The 14,775-nt window shown below is 64.9% G+C and carries 16 protein-coding genes; 12 read left to right on the top strand and 4 right to left on the bottom strand.

Features of this window, described 5'->3' with window-relative positions:
* Window positions 1-190 precede the first annotated feature (190 nt).
* The 5 genes from H3H37_RS14765 to H3H37_RS14745 all read left to right on the top strand — a co-directional run bounded on the left by H3H37_RS14765 (window position 191) and on the right by H3H37_RS14745 (window position 5,491).
* Window positions 191-1,582: a class I SAM-dependent methyltransferase gene (locus H3H37_RS14765; RefSeq protein ID WP_182163774.1), complete on the top strand. Its 1,392-nt coding sequence runs from the start codon at window positions 191-193 to the stop codon at window positions 1,580-1,582.
* Window positions 1,579-2,943: a sensor histidine kinase gene (locus H3H37_RS14760; protein ID WP_182163772.1), complete on the top strand. Its 1,365-nt coding sequence runs from the start codon at window positions 1,579-1,581 to the stop codon at window positions 2,941-2,943. The genes H3H37_RS14765 and H3H37_RS14760 overlap by 4 nt, the downstream gene beginning before the upstream one ends.
* Window positions 2,940-4,061 (top strand): hybrid sensor histidine kinase/response regulator, encoded by a 1,122-nt coding sequence (locus H3H37_RS14755; RefSeq protein WP_229218848.1) that lies wholly within the window; start codon window positions 2,940-2,942, stop codon window positions 4,059-4,061. Before H3H37_RS14760 ends, H3H37_RS14755 begins: the two co-directional genes overlap by 4 nt.
* Window positions 4,058-5,044, top strand: a complete 987-nt coding sequence (locus H3H37_RS14750) for a response regulator (protein WP_182163770.1) — start codon at window positions 4,058-4,060, stop codon at window positions 5,042-5,044. The genes H3H37_RS14755 and H3H37_RS14750 overlap by 4 nt, the downstream gene beginning before the upstream one ends.
* A 105-nt stretch (window positions 5,045-5,149) precedes the next feature.
* Entirely contained in the window at window positions 5,150-5,491 is a 342-nt protein-coding gene (locus H3H37_RS14745) for a hypothetical protein (protein WP_182163768.1), read from the top strand.
* A 60-nt stretch (window positions 5,492-5,551) separates the two neighbouring features.
* Here H3H37_RS14745 and H3H37_RS14740 read toward each other — a convergent pair whose 3' ends face one another.
* Window positions 5,552-6,982, bottom strand: a complete 1,431-nt coding sequence (locus H3H37_RS14740) for an aldehyde dehydrogenase family protein (RefSeq protein WP_182163766.1) — start codon at window positions 6,980-6,982, stop codon at window positions 5,552-5,554.
* A 377-nt stretch (window positions 6,983-7,359) separates the two neighbouring features.
* The gene (locus H3H37_RS14735) at window positions 7,360-7,995 is read right to left on the bottom strand and encodes a LysE family translocator (RefSeq protein ID WP_182163764.1); all 636 of its coding nucleotides are present in this window, start codon (window positions 7,993-7,995) and stop codon (window positions 7,360-7,362) included.
* A gap of 97 nt (window positions 7,996-8,092) precedes the next feature.
* Between H3H37_RS14735 and H3H37_RS14730 the strand changes: the two genes are divergently transcribed.
* From H3H37_RS14730 to H3H37_RS14715, 4 genes are all read left to right on the top strand, one after another.
* Window positions 8,093-9,040: a helix-turn-helix transcriptional regulator gene (locus H3H37_RS14730; protein WP_182163762.1), complete on the top strand. Its 948-nt coding sequence runs from the start codon at window positions 8,093-8,095 to the stop codon at window positions 9,038-9,040.
* A gap of 43 nt (window positions 9,041-9,083) precedes the next feature.
* A complete protein-coding gene (locus H3H37_RS14725) occupies window positions 9,084-9,890 on the top strand; it encodes a DNA/RNA non-specific endonuclease (protein WP_182163760.1) in 807 nt (268 codons plus the stop codon).
* Complete coding sequence (locus H3H37_RS14720) at window positions 9,890-10,138, top strand: hypothetical protein (protein WP_182163758.1); 249 nt, start codon at window positions 9,890-9,892, stop codon at window positions 10,136-10,138. Before H3H37_RS14725 ends, H3H37_RS14720 begins: the two co-directional genes overlap by 1 nt.
* A 208-nt stretch (window positions 10,139-10,346) precedes the next feature.
* Window positions 10,347-10,886, top strand: coding sequence for a DUF302 domain-containing protein (locus H3H37_RS14715; protein ID WP_311197506.1), 540 nt, complete (start codon window positions 10,347-10,349; stop codon window positions 10,884-10,886).
* Between the two features lie 82 nt (window positions 10,887-10,968).
* Here the strand turns inward: H3H37_RS14715 and H3H37_RS14710 are convergent, their stop codons facing one another.
* Both H3H37_RS14710 and H3H37_RS14705 read right to left on the bottom strand, forming a co-directional pair.
* Window positions 10,969-11,952: a sensor domain-containing diguanylate cyclase gene (locus H3H37_RS14710; RefSeq protein WP_375540003.1), complete on the bottom strand. Its 984-nt coding sequence runs from the start codon at window positions 11,950-11,952 to the stop codon at window positions 10,969-10,971.
* Window positions 11,953-12,047: 95 nt separating this feature from the next.
* The gene (locus H3H37_RS14705; protein ID WP_182163754.1) at window positions 12,048-12,911 is read right to left on the bottom strand and encodes a sensor histidine kinase; all 864 of its coding nucleotides are present in this window, start codon (window positions 12,909-12,911) and stop codon (window positions 12,048-12,050) included.
* A 242-nt stretch (window positions 12,912-13,153) separates the two neighbouring features.
* Here H3H37_RS14705 and queE point away from each other — a divergent pair, with 242 nt between their 5' ends.
* The 3 genes from queE to tadA are packed head-to-tail and all read left to right on the top strand — an operon-like array spanning window position 13,154 to window position 14,761.
* Window positions 13,154-13,789, top strand: a complete 636-nt coding sequence (gene queE / locus H3H37_RS14700; RefSeq protein WP_182163752.1) for a 7-carboxy-7-deazaguanine synthase — start codon at window positions 13,154-13,156, stop codon at window positions 13,787-13,789.
* Window positions 13,790-13,791: 2 nt separating this feature from the next.
* Window positions 13,792-14,238 (top strand): 6-carboxytetrahydropterin synthase QueD, encoded by a 447-nt coding sequence (queD, locus tag H3H37_RS14695; protein ID WP_182163750.1) that lies wholly within the window; start codon window positions 13,792-13,794, stop codon window positions 14,236-14,238.
* Entirely contained in the window at window positions 14,231-14,761 is a 531-nt protein-coding gene (gene tadA, locus H3H37_RS14690; protein WP_182163748.1) for a tRNA adenosine(34) deaminase TadA, read from the top strand. The genes queD and tadA overlap by 8 nt, the downstream gene beginning before the upstream one ends.
* Window positions 14,762-14,775: the final 14 nt, after the last annotated feature.

Genomic DNA, 14,775 nt, shown 5'->3' with positions numbered 1-14,775 from the left:
TGATTATTTCACTGGCATGTACACTCGACGCGCATTGCATGGCAATGCATGCCCAGGATGCGTGAAACAAGTGACACAAACCAGTGACACAAAAGAGCGGCGGGTGGCCGGTGGCGTTGCCGGTGCCGGCCTGGCTTTAACCCCACCGGTATGCCATTGCGGCCCGCCGGCCATTTGAAGACGCCGAACCGTGTATTCACAATCGCAAATCGATCCTTTGGTCAGTTTCCGCAATGCGCACGGCGAGGCCGTGCGGGGCACCCTGATCAACGTGCAGCGCATGGCGCTGGTGATGGAAATCTACAATCCAGATTTCATCATGCAAGTAAGTGAAGTGCTGTCCGAGCTCACCGTGCGCATCGGCACCCGGGTCGCGTACTGCGGGCGGGCGCTGGTGGTCAGCGTGGTCAACACGGGCCTGACGGCTGTGGTGTCGCTGACGCTGGTGGACGAGTGGTGCGAGCTGGGCGACCTGACGCTGGTGCCGGGCGCCGTGGGCGCGGAGGCGGCCGGCTTCGTGCGCGAGTGGAGCGACCGCTACCGCATCGGCCGTGACTACCAGGCCGTGGTCAACGAAATGCGCGCCTTCCTGTCGGACGTGTCGCGCTGGGTGGACCAGGTGGACCTGGCCGGCAACCTGCCCAAGGTGGACGGCATGCTGCGCGAGGACCTGTTCTACGAGCTGGCCAGCCCGTTCATGGACAAGACGCTGTCCTACCTGGAGCGGCTGGAGAACGAGGCTGCCATTATCGAGCCGGAATTGGCGCCGGCCCACCGCGCGTTCTGCCAGTCGGCCTTGCATCCGCTGATCCTGCGCGCGCCGTTCGTGTTCCGCACCTACACCAAGCCGCTTGGTTATGCGGGCGACTACCAGATGGTGAACCAGATCCTCGACGATCCGCGCCAGGGCCCGAATACCTATTTCCAGATCGTCAACACGGCCTTCCTGCAAGCGGCCGTGGCGGCTGCGCACCGCAACCGCATCGATATCCTGGTCGACTTCCTGAAGGGCCTGGCGGACGAGGCGCGCCAGCTGGGACGTCCGATACGCATCCTCAACATCGGTTGCGGCCCGGCCGTGGAGATCCAGCGCTTCCTTGACAGCTATCCGGAGCCGCACCTGCTGCAATTCGAACTGCTCGATTTCAGTGCCGAGACGCTGGACTGGACGCGCGGCCAGCTCTCCAAGAGGGCGGCCCGCAGCGCGCGGCCGGTGGAGATCAACTACGTGCAGGATTCGGTGCACAACCTGCTTAAGCGCCGGGCCGGCCCGACCACCGAGCGCACCTGCGAATTCGACGCCGTCTACTGCGCCGGCCTGTTCGACTACCTGTCCGACAAGGTCTGCGCCCGCCTGATGGCGCACTTCGCCAGCCGCCTGCGGCCCGGCGGCAAGCTGCTGGTGACCAATGTGCACTCCGATAACCCCGGCAAGTTCGGCATGGAGCATCTGCTGGAATGGCATCTGATCTACCGCGACGAAGCGGGCCTGGAAAAGCTGCTGCCTCCTCAATCGCGCGAACGCAAGATCTACGTGGACGCCACCGGCGTCAACCTGTTCGCGGAAGTGCGCATCGCATGACGGCCCGTCTGCCGGACGGTGTGGTGCTGGCGCCCGAGGAGAGCTACGAGACGGCCTTGCGCCATTTCCGGCTGGAGTTCAGCCGGGCCGGCCTGCGCACGGGCATCGTGCTGGTGTTGCTGGGCGTGGGCCTCGACCACGCCATGTATCCGGAATGGCAAGCCACGTTCGCGGGCTGGCGCCTGCTGGCGTCCGCGCTGATGGCCGCCGTGCTGTGCGGCATGCGCACCGACTGGGGCAAGCACAATATCCAGTGGCTCACCTTCGGCTGGCTGCTGGTGCCGCAGATCATGATCGCCGCCATGATCGCCGCCACCGAGGGCGCGGCGTCGATTTACTACGCCGGGCTGACGCTGGCCATCTACTCCTCGGGCATCGTGCTGGCGTTCGGGCTGTGGCAGAACATCGTGTTCGGCGGCGTCAGCTACCTGCTGTACGCGGCCGCCTGCGCGCGCCATCCCGTCAGCTTCGAACTGCATGGGCCGTTCGTCGTCAATTCCATGTTCCTGCTGATGTCGGCCACCATCAGCGCCGTGTTCACGGTCTACAACGAGCGTGCGCGCTACCTGCTGTTCAAGCTCAAGGCCCAGGTGGCGGAGAAGAACCGCGAACTGGAACTGACCAACAAGAGCCTGGCCGAGATCAAGGGCCAGATGCTGCAACAGGAAAAAATGGCGGCGCTCGGCACGCTGGCGGCCGGCCTGATGCATGAAGTGAACAACCCGGTCAACTTCTGCCTGATGGCGATCGACCTGGCGGCCGAGGACCCGGTCTCCCGCAGCAGCCCGCTGCTGACCGAATGCCTGGCCGACGCCAAGCAGGGCATGCAGCGCGTGCAGCACATCGTGTCGGACCTGAAGACGTTCGCTTACCGCAAGAACGGCGACAATCTGCTGAGCGCCCATTTCCTGTTCGAACGGGCCCTGGGCGCGGCGATCCGCTTGATCGGCCACGAGCTCAAGGATGTCAAGGTGGTGCGTGAGCTGCCGCCCGACACCCTGGTGCGCGGCGACGAGGCGGCCATTATCGGCGTGCTGATCAACCTGTTCAGCAATGCCGTGCTGGCCATGCGCAAGGCGGGCAAGCGTCCGCACGAATTGACCATCACGGCCGTGTGGGAAGGCCAGCGCTTGCTGGTGACCGTGCGCGACAATGGCCCCGGCATCCCGGACGAACAACTGGCGCGCGTGTTCGAGCCGTTCTTCACCACGCGCGAAGTGGGGCAGGGCCTGGGCCTGGGCCTGAGCATCAGCTACCGTGTGATCGAACGCCATGGCGGCGTGCTGCTGGCCGAAAGCGTGGTGGGCGAGTGGACCAAGATGATCTTTGACCTGCCGCGCGCGGAAACGGAGAAACGATGATGCGCCCCGCGACCCATCCGGCCGCCGCCATCCTGTACGTGGACGACGAGGAACTGGCCTGTAAGTATTTCGAACGCGCCATGGCCGACGACTACGAGGTGGTGACGGCCGGCGGCGTCGACCAGGCCATGGCCATTCTGTCCACGCCCGGCCATGGCATCGGTGTGCTGGTGACGGATTACCGCATGCCGGGCCGGGTCGGCAGCATTTTGCTGCGCTACGTGAACCAGCATTTCCCGCACATGGTGTGCCTGATGGTAACCGCCTACGCGGACAAGGAAGTACTGCTCGACAGCATCAATGGCGCCGAAGTGTTCCGCGTGCTGGAAAAGCCGCTCGACCTGTACCAGTTGCGGCTGGCCTTGCGCCAGGCCAGCGAGCGCGCGCGCGAACGGCAGTCTCGGCGCGACAACCTGCTGGCCATCGAGGAAACCCTGGCCTTCCTGGCGCACGAGCTCAATACGCCGCTGGCCACCATCGGCAATTTCGCCCGCGGCATCGCGCGCCGCGCGGCGGGCGGCGACCCGGCCCAGCAACTGGAGGAAATCGGCCAGGCGGCCGCGCTGATGCAGGATAACGCCCGCTATTGCCTGTCCGTGCTCAGCAGCTTTGTCGAATCGGTCAAGCTGGCCAATGGCTCGCTGCCCGAGGCGGCGCCACGCAGCGGACAGAGCGCGGCGCAGTTGTTGTCGACGCTGCTCGACGCCTATCCGCTCACGACGTCGCAGCGCCAGATGATACGCACCGATGTGCAGCAGGACTTCAACGTCATGGCGCTGCCCAATTGCGTGGCGCTGGTGCTGTCGTCCATCATGAGCAACGCCCTGCGCGCGCTCGATCGCCAGCCCGACGCGGCGCTGCGCTTCACGGTGCTGGTCGATGGGACGCCGCAGATCAGCATCAGCGACAACGGCCCCGGCATCCCACCCGATATCCTGGCGAGGCTGCTGGTCGATCCCGTCACCACCCATGCCCACAATGGCGGCAATGGCTGGGGTTTGATATTCTGCCAGCGCATCATGCAATCGTTCGGCGGCAATATCATGGTGCAATCGAAACCAGGACGCTACACCACCGTCACTTTGAATTTCCCAGCAATCGAAAAGGAACTTGTATGAGCGATCCCGCAGCGCAGGCACCGACCATTCTGTATGTCGACGATGAAGCGACCGCCCTCAAATATTTCCAGCGTGCCCTGGGCGCGCTGGCCAACGTCATCACGGCCGAGTCGGTCGAGGAGGGCAAGCGGTTGCTCGATGCGCATTCGGACACGCTGGCCGTGCTGGTATCCGATCAGCGCATGCCCGGCGCCAACGGTAATGAATTGCTGTTCTACGCCTGGGACAAGCATCCCCATGTGGTGCGCATCCTGACCACCGCGTATTCCGAGCTGGAACAGACGGTCGAAGCCGTCAACCAGGGCCAGATCCACCGCTACATCCAGAAGCCGTGGGATATTTCCGCGCTGCGCATGGAACTCAAGCAGGCGCTGGACATGGCCCAGCTGCGCAAGGACCACAACCAGCTGCTGCGGGAAAAGCTGCTGGTGCGGCAGCGGCAGACGCTGGCCAACCGGGTCGCCATGCTGTACACGCTGTGCGCCGGCCTGAGCGACCGGGGCGCCCACGTGGCCGTGGAAGCGAGCCTGGCAGCCGCCATGTGCGCGGGCCTTGAAGGGATGGAGCCGGACTGGCTGATGTTCGATTTCTCCGACCTGACGGGATCGGAAGTGATGCGTTGCGCCACACTGGGCGATGCCGTGCGTGTCCAGCTGGCCCGCATCGAGCAACGCTGCCCGAGCAACGAGCCGGAGCAGGTCCTGCTGCTGCTGGCGGAATTCTTCGGTCCCACCTTCGAGGCGACCGGCCCGTCGCGCGGCATGTTCGTGCAGCCGGCCACGCTGATGGAATTCCTGTCGCTGCCGACCCAAGCCGCGCCGTCGGCCACCCACGCCGCGTGGCTGGCTTGCCTGCTGTGGCTGGGCCGCCGTGGTCACGCCATGCAGCTCTCGGCCGATGGCGCCGTGCTGCGCTGCCAGATCGTCGCGGCCGACCCCACCTTCGGCGCGCCGCAACTGGCCGCCTGGATCGACCAGCTGTGATTTGACCGGCTGAGCTACCCGCGCCGGCGCGCCCTGCGGTGCGCCGGCGCGCGTGACGATCGCTTAGCATGGTGGCTTCCCGGTCGATTGCGAGGGAGGTGCGTCATGCCCAAAGGAGCGAATGCCAAGCGGGAGCGCGAATACAAGGAGCTGGAACACAAGTTCCAGCAGGAAGGCCGTTACCCGGGCCGTGAGGAGGAAGTGGCGGCCCGCATCGTCAACAAGCAGCGCGCCGCGTCCGGCGAAACGGAGGCCGAGCAGGCCCACCGCGCGACGGCGCCCGAGCGCAGCCTGCCCATCGTCAATTACGAGGAACTGACGGCCGAGCAGGTGCAGCGGCAGCTCGACGGCTTATCGCCGTCCGAGCTGCGGCGCGTGCGCACGCACGAGGCGCGGCACAAGAAACGCAAGGGGGTGCTGGAGGCACTCGACGCGCGGCTACGCTGACGCCGGCGCGGTCGCCAGGGGCAGACCCTGGGGGCTGACCCTGCTGACGACCGATTGCTCTCAAACGCCGCAGTAGGTCGTTTTCACGGTGGTGAAGAACTCGGCGGCGTACGTGCCCTGTTCGCGCGAACCGTAGCTGGAACCCTTGGTGCCGCCGAACGGCACGTGGTAGTCCACGCCTGCCGTCGGCACGTTCAGCATCACCATGCCGGCTTGCGCGTGTCGCTTGAAGTGGGTCGCGTGCTTGAGCGAGGTGGTGCAGATGCCGCTCGACAGGCCGAATTCCGTGTCGTTGGCGAGGGCCAGCGCGTGTTCATAGCTGTCGGCAGGGATCACACTGGCCACCGGGCCGAAGATTTCCTCGCGGCTGATGCGCATGTCGTTGCTGCAATCGGTGAACAGCGCGGGACGCAGGAAGAAGCCGGGCGTGGCGCAGGACACGCGTTCGCCGCCGAAGGCCAGCGTGGCGCCTTCATCCTGGCCGATGCGGATGTACTCCAGGTCTTGTTCCAGCTGGCTGGCGTCCACCACGGGACCGATGTCGGTGCCGGCCGCCAGCGCGTCGCCGATGGTCAGCGCGGCCAGTTTTTCCTTCACCGCGGCCACGAAGGCAGGGTAGATGCCTTTTTCCACGATCAGGCGGCTCGACGCGGTGCAACGCTGGCCGGTCGAGTAGAACGACCCTTGCACGGCGCAGTTGACGGCCGTGGCCAGGTCGGCATCATTCAGCACCACCAGCGGATTCTTGCCGCCCATCTCGATCTGCACCTTGGCCATGCGCGTCATGGCCGCCTGCGCGACTTTGCCACCGGTGGCCACGGAGCCGGTGAAGCTGATCGCGTTCACGCGGCGGTCATTCAGGAAGGCCTGGCCGACCACGCTGCCGCGTCCCATCACGAGGTTGAACACGCCCGGCGGCAGGCCGGCGCGGCTGATGATCTCGGCCAGCGCCCAAGCACTGCCCGGCACCAGTTCGGCCGGCTTGAGCAGCACGCAGTTGCCATAGGCCAGGGCCGGGGCGATTTTCCAGGCCGGGATGGCGATCGGGAAGTTCCAGGGCGCGATGATGCCGACCACACCGACCGGCTCACGCGTGATTTCCACGTCCAGGTTGGGGCGCACGGACGGCAGCTTGTCGCCGCGCAAGCGCAGGCATTCCTGGGCAAAGAATTTGAAAATGGCGCCGGCGCGGGCCGCTTCGCCTATGCCTTCGGGCTTGGTCTTGCCTTCCTCGCGCGACAGCAGGGTGCCCAGCTCTTCCTTGCGGGCCAGGATTTCGCTACCGATCTTGTCGAGCGCGTCGGCGCGCAGTTGGACGTTGGACAAGGCCCAGCCCGGCGCGGCGGCGGCCGCTGCCGCGATCGCCAGTTGCGCCTGTTGCGCATCGGCCTGGGCGTAGTGGCCAATCACGTCGTCCGTGTTGGAGGGATTGATGTTGGCAGCAGAGCTCGCTCCTTCGACCCATGCGTCGTTGATATAGTTGTGTTTCATGGTAGTCCGCTTCTCGTCAATAAAGTGGGGGTGCCCGCATTATCCTCTTTTCTTGCCGTTACGCCACTGGCAAGATTGCTGATTATTTTTGGGGCGGTGGTCGCCTTTTGTCTGGCCGACTGTTGTTGTTTGGAACAAACCGAGAGATTTCGTGACAGTTCCGGCCGAAAGCGCGCTACACTGAACGCTACTGTCTTGCCATACCGCCAATATGGCTTTCTTGATTGCAACTAGGAAAGCCTGGTATCGAATAACAAGAAAAACAAAGGCTGACCCGGTTACCGTGGCCGGAGTCACCTGCACTCCCAATAATAAAAAAAGTTGGGCCGGTCGCGAATCTTCGCGTCCGGCCCTTTTTTATTGGCAATGCGAGGCGCTCAAACCATGCGCCACGCCTGGTAAGCACTCAGCAAGGCGGTGGCCAGCAGCAGCATGCCCATGACGCGGGCCACCACCACCGCCGCGCCCGGATGACGTTCGAACCAGCCGCTGGCGCCGCTGGCCGCGAAGGCGAGGGCGCCATACACGGCCGCCTGGGTCAACGCCGTGATCGCGCCCAGCACGCCCGATTGCACCCACAGCGGCCCTTGCCCGGGTCGCAGGAACTGGGGGAAGATGGCCAGCATGAACAGGTAGGCCTTGGGATTGAGTAAGCTGGTGATCATGGCGCGCCGGAAAATCATGCTTTCCGACGCGCGCTGCTGTTCAGGCGTGGGCAACAGGACGCTGTTGGCGCCCAACAAGGTCCAGCCCAGCCAGGCGATATACAGCGCGCCGCCCAGCAGCATGGCGCGGAACAGGCCCGGCCACCATTGCAGGACCACGGCCACGCCCAGCGCGCCCATGCACAAGTGGCAGAATCCGCCGGCGATGATGCCGCCCACGGCCGCCATGCCGCTGCGCCTGCCTCCCAGCAGGGAACTGCCCATGACGAACGCCATGTCCAGTCCCGGCAGCAGCACCACGCCGAAGACCACCAGAAAATACAGCCATAGAGTATTGGTTTGCGACATTTTCCCGCTCCTGAGATGAGCCGTTCGCAACGGCGATGGACTAATGTAATCCGTATATAGGGCAGATTCCGCCCTGATAATCTGCTATCGTTGCGAGATGTACCATCCCACCACCCGCGTATTGGCAGTACTGGAACTGCTGCAAAGCCACGGCCGGATCAGCGGCGCCGAGATGGCGCGCCGGCTTGAGGTGGACGGCCGCACGCTGCGCCGCTACATCGTGATGCTGGAACAGATAGGCATCCCGATCACGAGCGAGCGTGGCCGCCACGGCGGCTATGCCTTGATGGCTGGTTTCAAGTTGCCGCCCATGATGTTCACGGATGACGAGGCGCTGGCCCTGTCGTTGGGCTTGCTGGCGGCCCGCAGCCTCGGTTTGGCCGAGGCCGCGCCGGCCGTGGCCAGCGCCCAGGCCAAATTGGCGCGCATCATGCCCGACGGGCTCAAGCAACGGGTGAGCGCACTGGATGAGACGGTACGGCTGGATCTGGCGGCCGGCAGCGCGCCGCGCGATAACGATGCGTTGGTGGTGCTGAGCGCCGCGGCCCAGCGTGGCCAGCGCGTGCATGTGCGCTACCGGGCCGGCGGCGAGGACACGGCACGTGACGTCGATGCGTATGGCCTCGCGTATTACCTTGGCAACTGGTATGCCGTGGGGTGGTGCCACTTGCGCAGCGACATGCGCACGTTCAGGCTGGACCGCATTATCGATGCCAGGCCTGTGCCGGGCAACTTCGTCCGGCCAACCGGTTTTGATGCGCTGGCCCACCTGCGGCTATCTGTCGCATCGCTGCCGCGCGCATTCCCGGCCACGGTGCTGTTGAAGACCGATATCGGGACGGCAAGGCGGGCGTTGATGGAAACCATCGGCGTGTTTGAGCAGTGCGCCGGCGGCGTGCTGCTGCACAACCAGTCCGACGACCTGGCCTGGCTGGCGCGCCAGTTGGCTTCCGTACCGTTCGAGGTCGAGATCCTCGATCCACCCCGCTTGCGCACGGAACTGGCCGCGCACGCCAGGCGTTTGTTGCAAATGGCGACAGTCTGATAGAGTGCGGCACTGAACTTTTTCGCACTTTCAAGAAGGAACCATGCATCACCCCAGTTTGCTCCAGAAAACCCTGGCCGCCGCCGTTTTTGCGTGCGGTTCCCTTGTCTCCAGTCTGGCATTGGCCGGGGCCTGCCCGGCCCACTACGTCGATGGCCGTATGCCCGAAATCCGCAACGAGAAGATGAGCACGGCCACGCGTGAGTTGTGCTACGGCGTGTTTGGCGTCATGCATTCCGGCCTCACACGCACGCCGCTGTGGTCGGCTGAGCATTTGACCGCCGACAACATCTCGGCCGCCCAAAGCCTGTCGCGCGAAAACTCGTTCCATGCGGAGACGCAACTGCCGGCCGGTCAGCGGGCCGAGCTGTCCGACTACGCGCGCAGCGGGTTCGACCGTGGCCACATGTCGCCCAACGGCGACATGCCGGACCGCGAGACCCAGCATGAAAGCTTCACGCTGGCCAACATGGTGCCGCAAAACGGCGACAATAACCGTCATGTGTGGGCCGGCATCGAAGGCGCGGTGCGCAAGATGGCGAAGAAGGAGGGCGACCTGTACGTGATCACGGGCCCGGCCTTCCTCGGTGGTAACCTGCAAAAGATCGGCAACGTACTCGTGCCCAGCCACTTGTACAAGCTGGTCTACAGCCCGCGCCAGCGCGCCGGGGCGGCTTATTTCATCGCCAACGCATCCACCAGCGAGTATGAGACGCTGAGTATCGCGGAACTGGAGCGTCGGGTGGGGATCAACTTGCTGCCGTCGCTGTCGGCCAGCGAGAAGGAGCGGATGCTGCGCCTGCCCAAGGTGAAGCCGCGCAAAGATAAACGTGACGACTGGAGCTTGTGATGACGAAATTTGTCCCTTACGCCAATGAAGCCGACGTGCTGCACATCGGCCACCTGAGCATCGAAAACCGGTTGGACCGTATCACCCTGAGTGGTGATGTCGACCTGACGGCCGACCAGGCCGGCCTGCGCGATGCGCGCGCCTTGCTCAAGGTGCTGACCGACGTGGTGGCCCGGCTGGAGGCGCAGGATTTGCCCTCTACCTTGCCGCCACCGGACGTGAAGACGGTCGCCAATCCGTTTGGCTGATCACGCCCCGCACGGTTCGGAACATGGGCGGTCTTTGTCCCGGTTGAAGGTCAGCCGGGACCATGGGACCGGCCGCGTTCAGCATCGCGCCGTGGCGGCCGATCGCAGAGAACGGCCGGCAGGTCTTCTCCTGAGTGCCGCAAGTGCTTTAGTATCACCCTTTTGTGTTTGAGTCGGAGGAGCTGTGCGGGGGTTTTCGTTACTGACGGTGGTCGTACTGTGTGCCGGCCTGGCGGGTTGCGGCACGTTGCGCACCATGGGCAAGCTGGAGGACGGCGCCGGAGCGCAGGCGTCGAAGATCTGGGATCGCTGGATCGAAGCGGATGGCGATATCGCCGCCGCCACCACCTGGGAGCGCAAGGTGCGGCCGGGCGTCTCGGTGCAGGATGTGGAAGACGCGCTGGCGAGCGTGGCGCTGGAGGATGGCGTCAAGCAGGTCGGCGTGTTGCCGCTGTCGGAAGAGTTGCGGGCCCGCACGGGCCAGCCGCAGCGCTTCCTCAAGGTCTACTCGTATTGCAGTCCCGAGATCGCCCGCAAGATGGTGGACTTCAGCCCCCATATGGCCGCCTATCTGCCTTGCCGCATCACCTTGCTGGAAAAGGAAGACGGGCTGTGGCTGTACACCCTCAATATGGACATGCTGATCCACATGGGACGCAAGCTGCCGCCGGACCTGCGGGAGTCGGCGCTCAAGATGCGGGCCACCATCGACAAGATGCTGGAACGCGGCGCGCGCGGCGAGTTCTGAATACGGCGCCACATCGGACGGTGGCGCCGCACCCGGGTTGCCGCCGCCCGACACAAGGAAGACTACCCATCCATCCGGCTGATCAGGCCCGGTTCGCGGCTTGATCCAGCTCCTGCAACGGCAGGCTGATGCGGTTACGGCCCATGTGCTTGGCGCGGTACAGCGCCGAGTCGGCCGTCGCCACTAACTGGCTGGGATCGGTGTCCACGGAGGGCAGGGCGGTGGCCGCGCCGATGCTGACCGTCACCACGTGGGCATCGCTGCCAAGGTTGGGCAAGTGCAATTGCTCGACCCGGCAGCGGATGCGCTCGGCAACGATGGCCGCGCCCTTCAGCGCCTGGTTGGGCAAGATCACGGCGAATTCCTCGCCGCCGTAGCGGGCCACGAGGTCGTTGGCCCGCATTTCGCTGGCCACGGCGTTGGCGATGCGTTGCAGGCATTCGTCGCCGCCCAGGTGGCCGTAGGCATCGTTGTACTGCTTGAAGTTGTCGACATCGACCATCAGCAGCGACAGCGGCTGCTGCTGGCGCAACGCCCGCTGCCACTCGGCCGCCAGGGTGTCGTCGAAACAGCGGCGGTTGGCCAGGCTGGTCAGGCCATCGCGTGTGGCCAGTTGTTCCAGGGCTACCTGGGCCCGTTTTTCATCCGTCATGTCGCGCAGCGTTTCGACCACCGCCACCAGCCGGCCTTCGGCGTCGTAGATGGGGCTGGCGTCCACGGCCAGGTAGCGGCGCTTGCCCACGCGCGGCATCTCGCACCAGTTTTCCGCGCACAGGTTGTCGCCGCCGTCGCTGCGGTGGGCGTGCTGGTCATACAGTGAGCGCACTTCGCCGGTGCGGCCCTGGATCACCAGGTCCGCCAGCGTCGGCCGGCGCTCGCTGTAGAAACTGCGCCAGTGGTCGGCCGTGCCCAGCACTTCGTAGGCCGGCACGCCCGTCAACCGTTCGCAGGCGCGGTTCCAGATCAGCACTTTGCCGCTGGCATCGATCACGAAGGTGGGGATGACCAGCAATTCCATCAGCTTGAGCGCGAAGCCGTGCTGCGGTTCGGCTTGCGGGAATTCCATGACCTGCTGGATTTTCTGAAGGTTGTTCATGGGCGATCCTTGTGCGGGTAATGCCTGGAGTGTGGTCATGGCGGCCGGCTCGTGGAAAAGGGTTGTCATTTTGCTTCGGGAATCAGTTGTTCGGCTTGATGCGCTGGGACATCGAGCGGGAAGGACATGGACAGGGCCGTACCCTGGCCGGGCCGGCTGTCTACATGGAACTGGCCGCCGGCACGGGCAACCCGGTCGGCGATGCCGCTCAGGCCATTGCCGTCACGGGCCGGGCGGGCGGGCAGGCCGACGCCGTTGTCGCTGACCGTCAGCGTCAGGCGGCTGGGTTGGTGGCACAGTGCGATCTCGACCTGGGTGGCGTTGGCGTGACGGGCGATATTGCTGAGCGATTCCTGCAGGACCCGGTACAGCGCCGCGTCCACTTTGGCGCCCGGCGCCACGCTGTAGACCTGCTGGTCGGCGTCCAGCCGGCAAGCGATGCCGCTCAGGCGCGAGAACTGGATGACCTGGCTTTCGACGGCGCTGCGCAGGCCGTGCGCCAGCGCTGCGGGCCGCAGGTCATGGATGATGGCGCGCAGCGAGCTCAGGCTGGCGGTGATGTGGGCTTCGATCTGGTGCAACTGGGCCTGCAAGCGGGGCTGTCCGCGGCTCAGGATGGCGAGATCCATCTTCAAGGCCAGCAGGTTCTGCCCCAGGTCGTCATGGATATCGCGCGCGATGCGTTGGCGCTCCGCTTCCAGCAGACCATCCTGCTGTGCCAGCAACTGGCCGACGCGGGTGCGCTGTTCCAGCGCCGATTGCTCGGCCCAGGCGCGGGCCCGTTCTTCGGTCGCCAACGCTTGTTGCAACCGTTCCATCACGGCGCGCAGACGGCGCTGGCGCCACAGCAGGGCCAGCGCGATGACGGTCAGCATCAAGGCGCCGGCCGTGATCAGGTCTACATGCAGGGACTGAGCAGTGTATTTCATGGGTGCAGGGCTCCATACGGATATCACAGCGGGGATTTGGCTGGTGCACTGTGACAACATATCGCGGCTGCGCCGGCCGGGCGTTGTGAAAAGTCAAATTCTTGCGGAGGGGAAAGCGAAAAAGCCTGGGCGGCCCGCCTGGATCGCCATCAACTACCTGTCCGCCCTCAGCCTCGCTTATAATGGAGGGTTGTCAACCGGAGTTTGCGCGCCGTACGCAGCCGGTCAGTCGAGGAAACGTTGTGACTTACAGCATCAAAGAAATGTTTTACACCCTGCAGGGCGAAGGCGCCCATGCGGGGCGGCCCGCCGTATTCTGCCGCTTTTCGGGCTGCAACCTGTGGACGGGCCGCGAAAGCGACCGTGCCAGCGCCATCTGCCAGTTCTGCGACACGGATTTCGTGGGCACGGACGGTGAGGGCGGCGGCAAATTCGCCTCCGCCGGGGAACTGGCAGCGGCCATCCATGCGCACTGGCCGGCCGATTACCCCAGCCACAAGTATGTCGTGTTCACGGGCGGCGAACCGTTGCTGCAACTGGATGCGCCGTTGATCGACGCCATGCACGCGGCCGGCTTCGAGATTGCCATCGAAACCAACGGCACCATCCCCGTGCCGCCGGGCGTGGACTGGATCTGCGTGAGCCCCAAGATGGGCTCGCAACTGGCGGTCGAGCGCGGCAACGAAATCAAGGTGGTGATTCCGCAGACGGACCAGGACCTGGCCGCGTACGAAGGACTGGCGTTCGACCATTTCTTCGTGCAGCCCATGGACGGCCCGCTGGCGGAATTCAACACCAAGCTCGCGATCGATACCTGCAAGCGCCGCCCCAAGTGGAAACTGAGCCTGCAAACCCATAAACTCTTACAAATACCATAACAATGCTGACTATTACCCGCAAGCTCGAATTCGACGCAGGCCATCGTATCCCCGACCACAAGAGCCAGTGCCGCAACCTGCACGGCCACCGCTACACGCTGGAAATCACGCTGACGGGCCAGATCATCTCCGTGGAGGGCAATTCCGACAACGGCATGATCATGGACTTCTCGGACATCAAGGCGCTGGCCAAGGAACACCTGGTCGACGTGTGGGACCATTCCTTCCTCGTCTACGAGAAAGACACGGCCGTCCGTGAATTCCTGGCCACGCTGCCCAACCACAAGACGGTGGTGATCGACCGCATCCCGACGGTCGAGAACCTGGCCCAGGTGGCGTTCGACATCCTCAAGGCCGCCTACAAGGACCGCTTCGGCACCGGCCTGCACCTGCACAAGCTGGTGCTGCACGAAACCCCGAACTGCTGGGCAGAGATCACCGATGCCTGAAACGACGGTCGCCGTGGCACATGAGGCCACGCCCGAGGAGCTGGACTTCATGCGCCAGGCCCTGGCGCAGGCCCAGTTCGCGTGGGACGAGGGCGAGGTGCCGGTGGGCGCCGTGGTGGTCAAGGACGGTGTCGTGATCGCGCGCGGCTACAACCGCCCGATCGGCCGCCACGATCCCACCGCGCACGCGGAGATCGTGGCCTTGCGGGCCGCGGCGGAAGCGCTGGGCAATTACCGCCTGCCCGGCTGCGAACTGTACGTGACCCTGGAACCGTGCGTGATGTGCTCGGGCGCCATGATGCATGCGCGCCTGGCGCGCGTGGTGTATGGCGCGGCCGATCCCAAGACGGGCGCGGGCGGCTCTGTGGTCAACCTGTACGACCAGTCCCAGCTCAACCATCACACCGGCATCGTCGGCGGCGTGCTGGCCGACGAGTGTGGCGACATGCTCAAACGCTTCTTCGCGGCGCGCCGCGCCGCTGCGGCCGAGGCCCGCAAAGCGGCCAGCGCCAACGCCGGCTGACTTGCCTCAAGCGT

The sequence above is a fragment of the Rugamonas brunnea genome (assembly GCF_014042345.1).
Classification (GTDB): Bacteria; Pseudomonadota; Gammaproteobacteria; order Burkholderiales; family Burkholderiaceae_D; genus Rugamonas; species Rugamonas brunnea.
The sequence above is the reverse complement of the archived record's forward strand: the minus strand, read 5'-3'. Positions and strand labels throughout refer to the sequence as shown.

Coding starts and splice junctions, on each gene's coding strand:
- H3H37_RS14705 (WP_182163754.1), bottom strand. CDS start 12,911: ATGAAATACACTGCTCAGTCCCTGCATGTAGACCTGATCACGGCCGGC.
- H3H37_RS14760 (WP_182163772.1), top strand. CDS start 1,579: ATGACGGCCCGTCTGCCGGACGGTGTGGTGCTGGCGCCCGAGGAGAGC.
- H3H37_RS14720 (WP_182163758.1), top strand. CDS start 9,890: ATGACGAAATTTGTCCCTTACGCCAATGAAGCCGACGTGCTGCACATC.
- queD (WP_182163750.1), top strand. CDS start 13,792: ATGCTGACTATTACCCGCAAGCTCGAATTCGACGCAGGCCATCGTATC.
- H3H37_RS14735 (WP_182163764.1), bottom strand. CDS start 7,995: ATGTCGCAAACCAATACTCTATGGCTGTATTTTCTGGTGGTCTTCGGC.
- H3H37_RS14755 (WP_229218848.1), top strand. CDS start 2,940: ATGATGCGCCCCGCGACCCATCCGGCCGCCGCCATCCTGTACGTGGAC.
- H3H37_RS14745 (WP_182163768.1), top strand. CDS start 5,150: ATGCCCAAAGGAGCGAATGCCAAGCGGGAGCGCGAATACAAGGAGCTG.
- H3H37_RS14740 (WP_182163766.1), bottom strand. CDS start 6,982: ATGAAACACAACTATATCAACGACGCATGGGTCGAAGGAGCGAGCTCT.
- H3H37_RS14710 (WP_375540003.1), bottom strand. CDS start 11,952: ATGGAATTCCCGCAAGCCGAACCGCAGCACGGCTTCGCGCTCAAGCTG.
- H3H37_RS14730 (WP_182163762.1), top strand. CDS start 8,093: ATGTACCATCCCACCACCCGCGTATTGGCAGTACTGGAACTGCTGCAA.
- H3H37_RS14750 (WP_182163770.1), top strand. CDS start 4,058: ATGAGCGATCCCGCAGCGCAGGCACCGACCATTCTGTATGTCGACGAT.
- H3H37_RS14725 (WP_182163760.1), top strand. CDS start 9,084: ATGCATCACCCCAGTTTGCTCCAGAAAACCCTGGCCGCCGCCGTTTTT.
- tadA (WP_182163748.1), top strand. CDS start 14,231: ATGCCTGAAACGACGGTCGCCGTGGCACATGAGGCCACGCCCGAGGAG.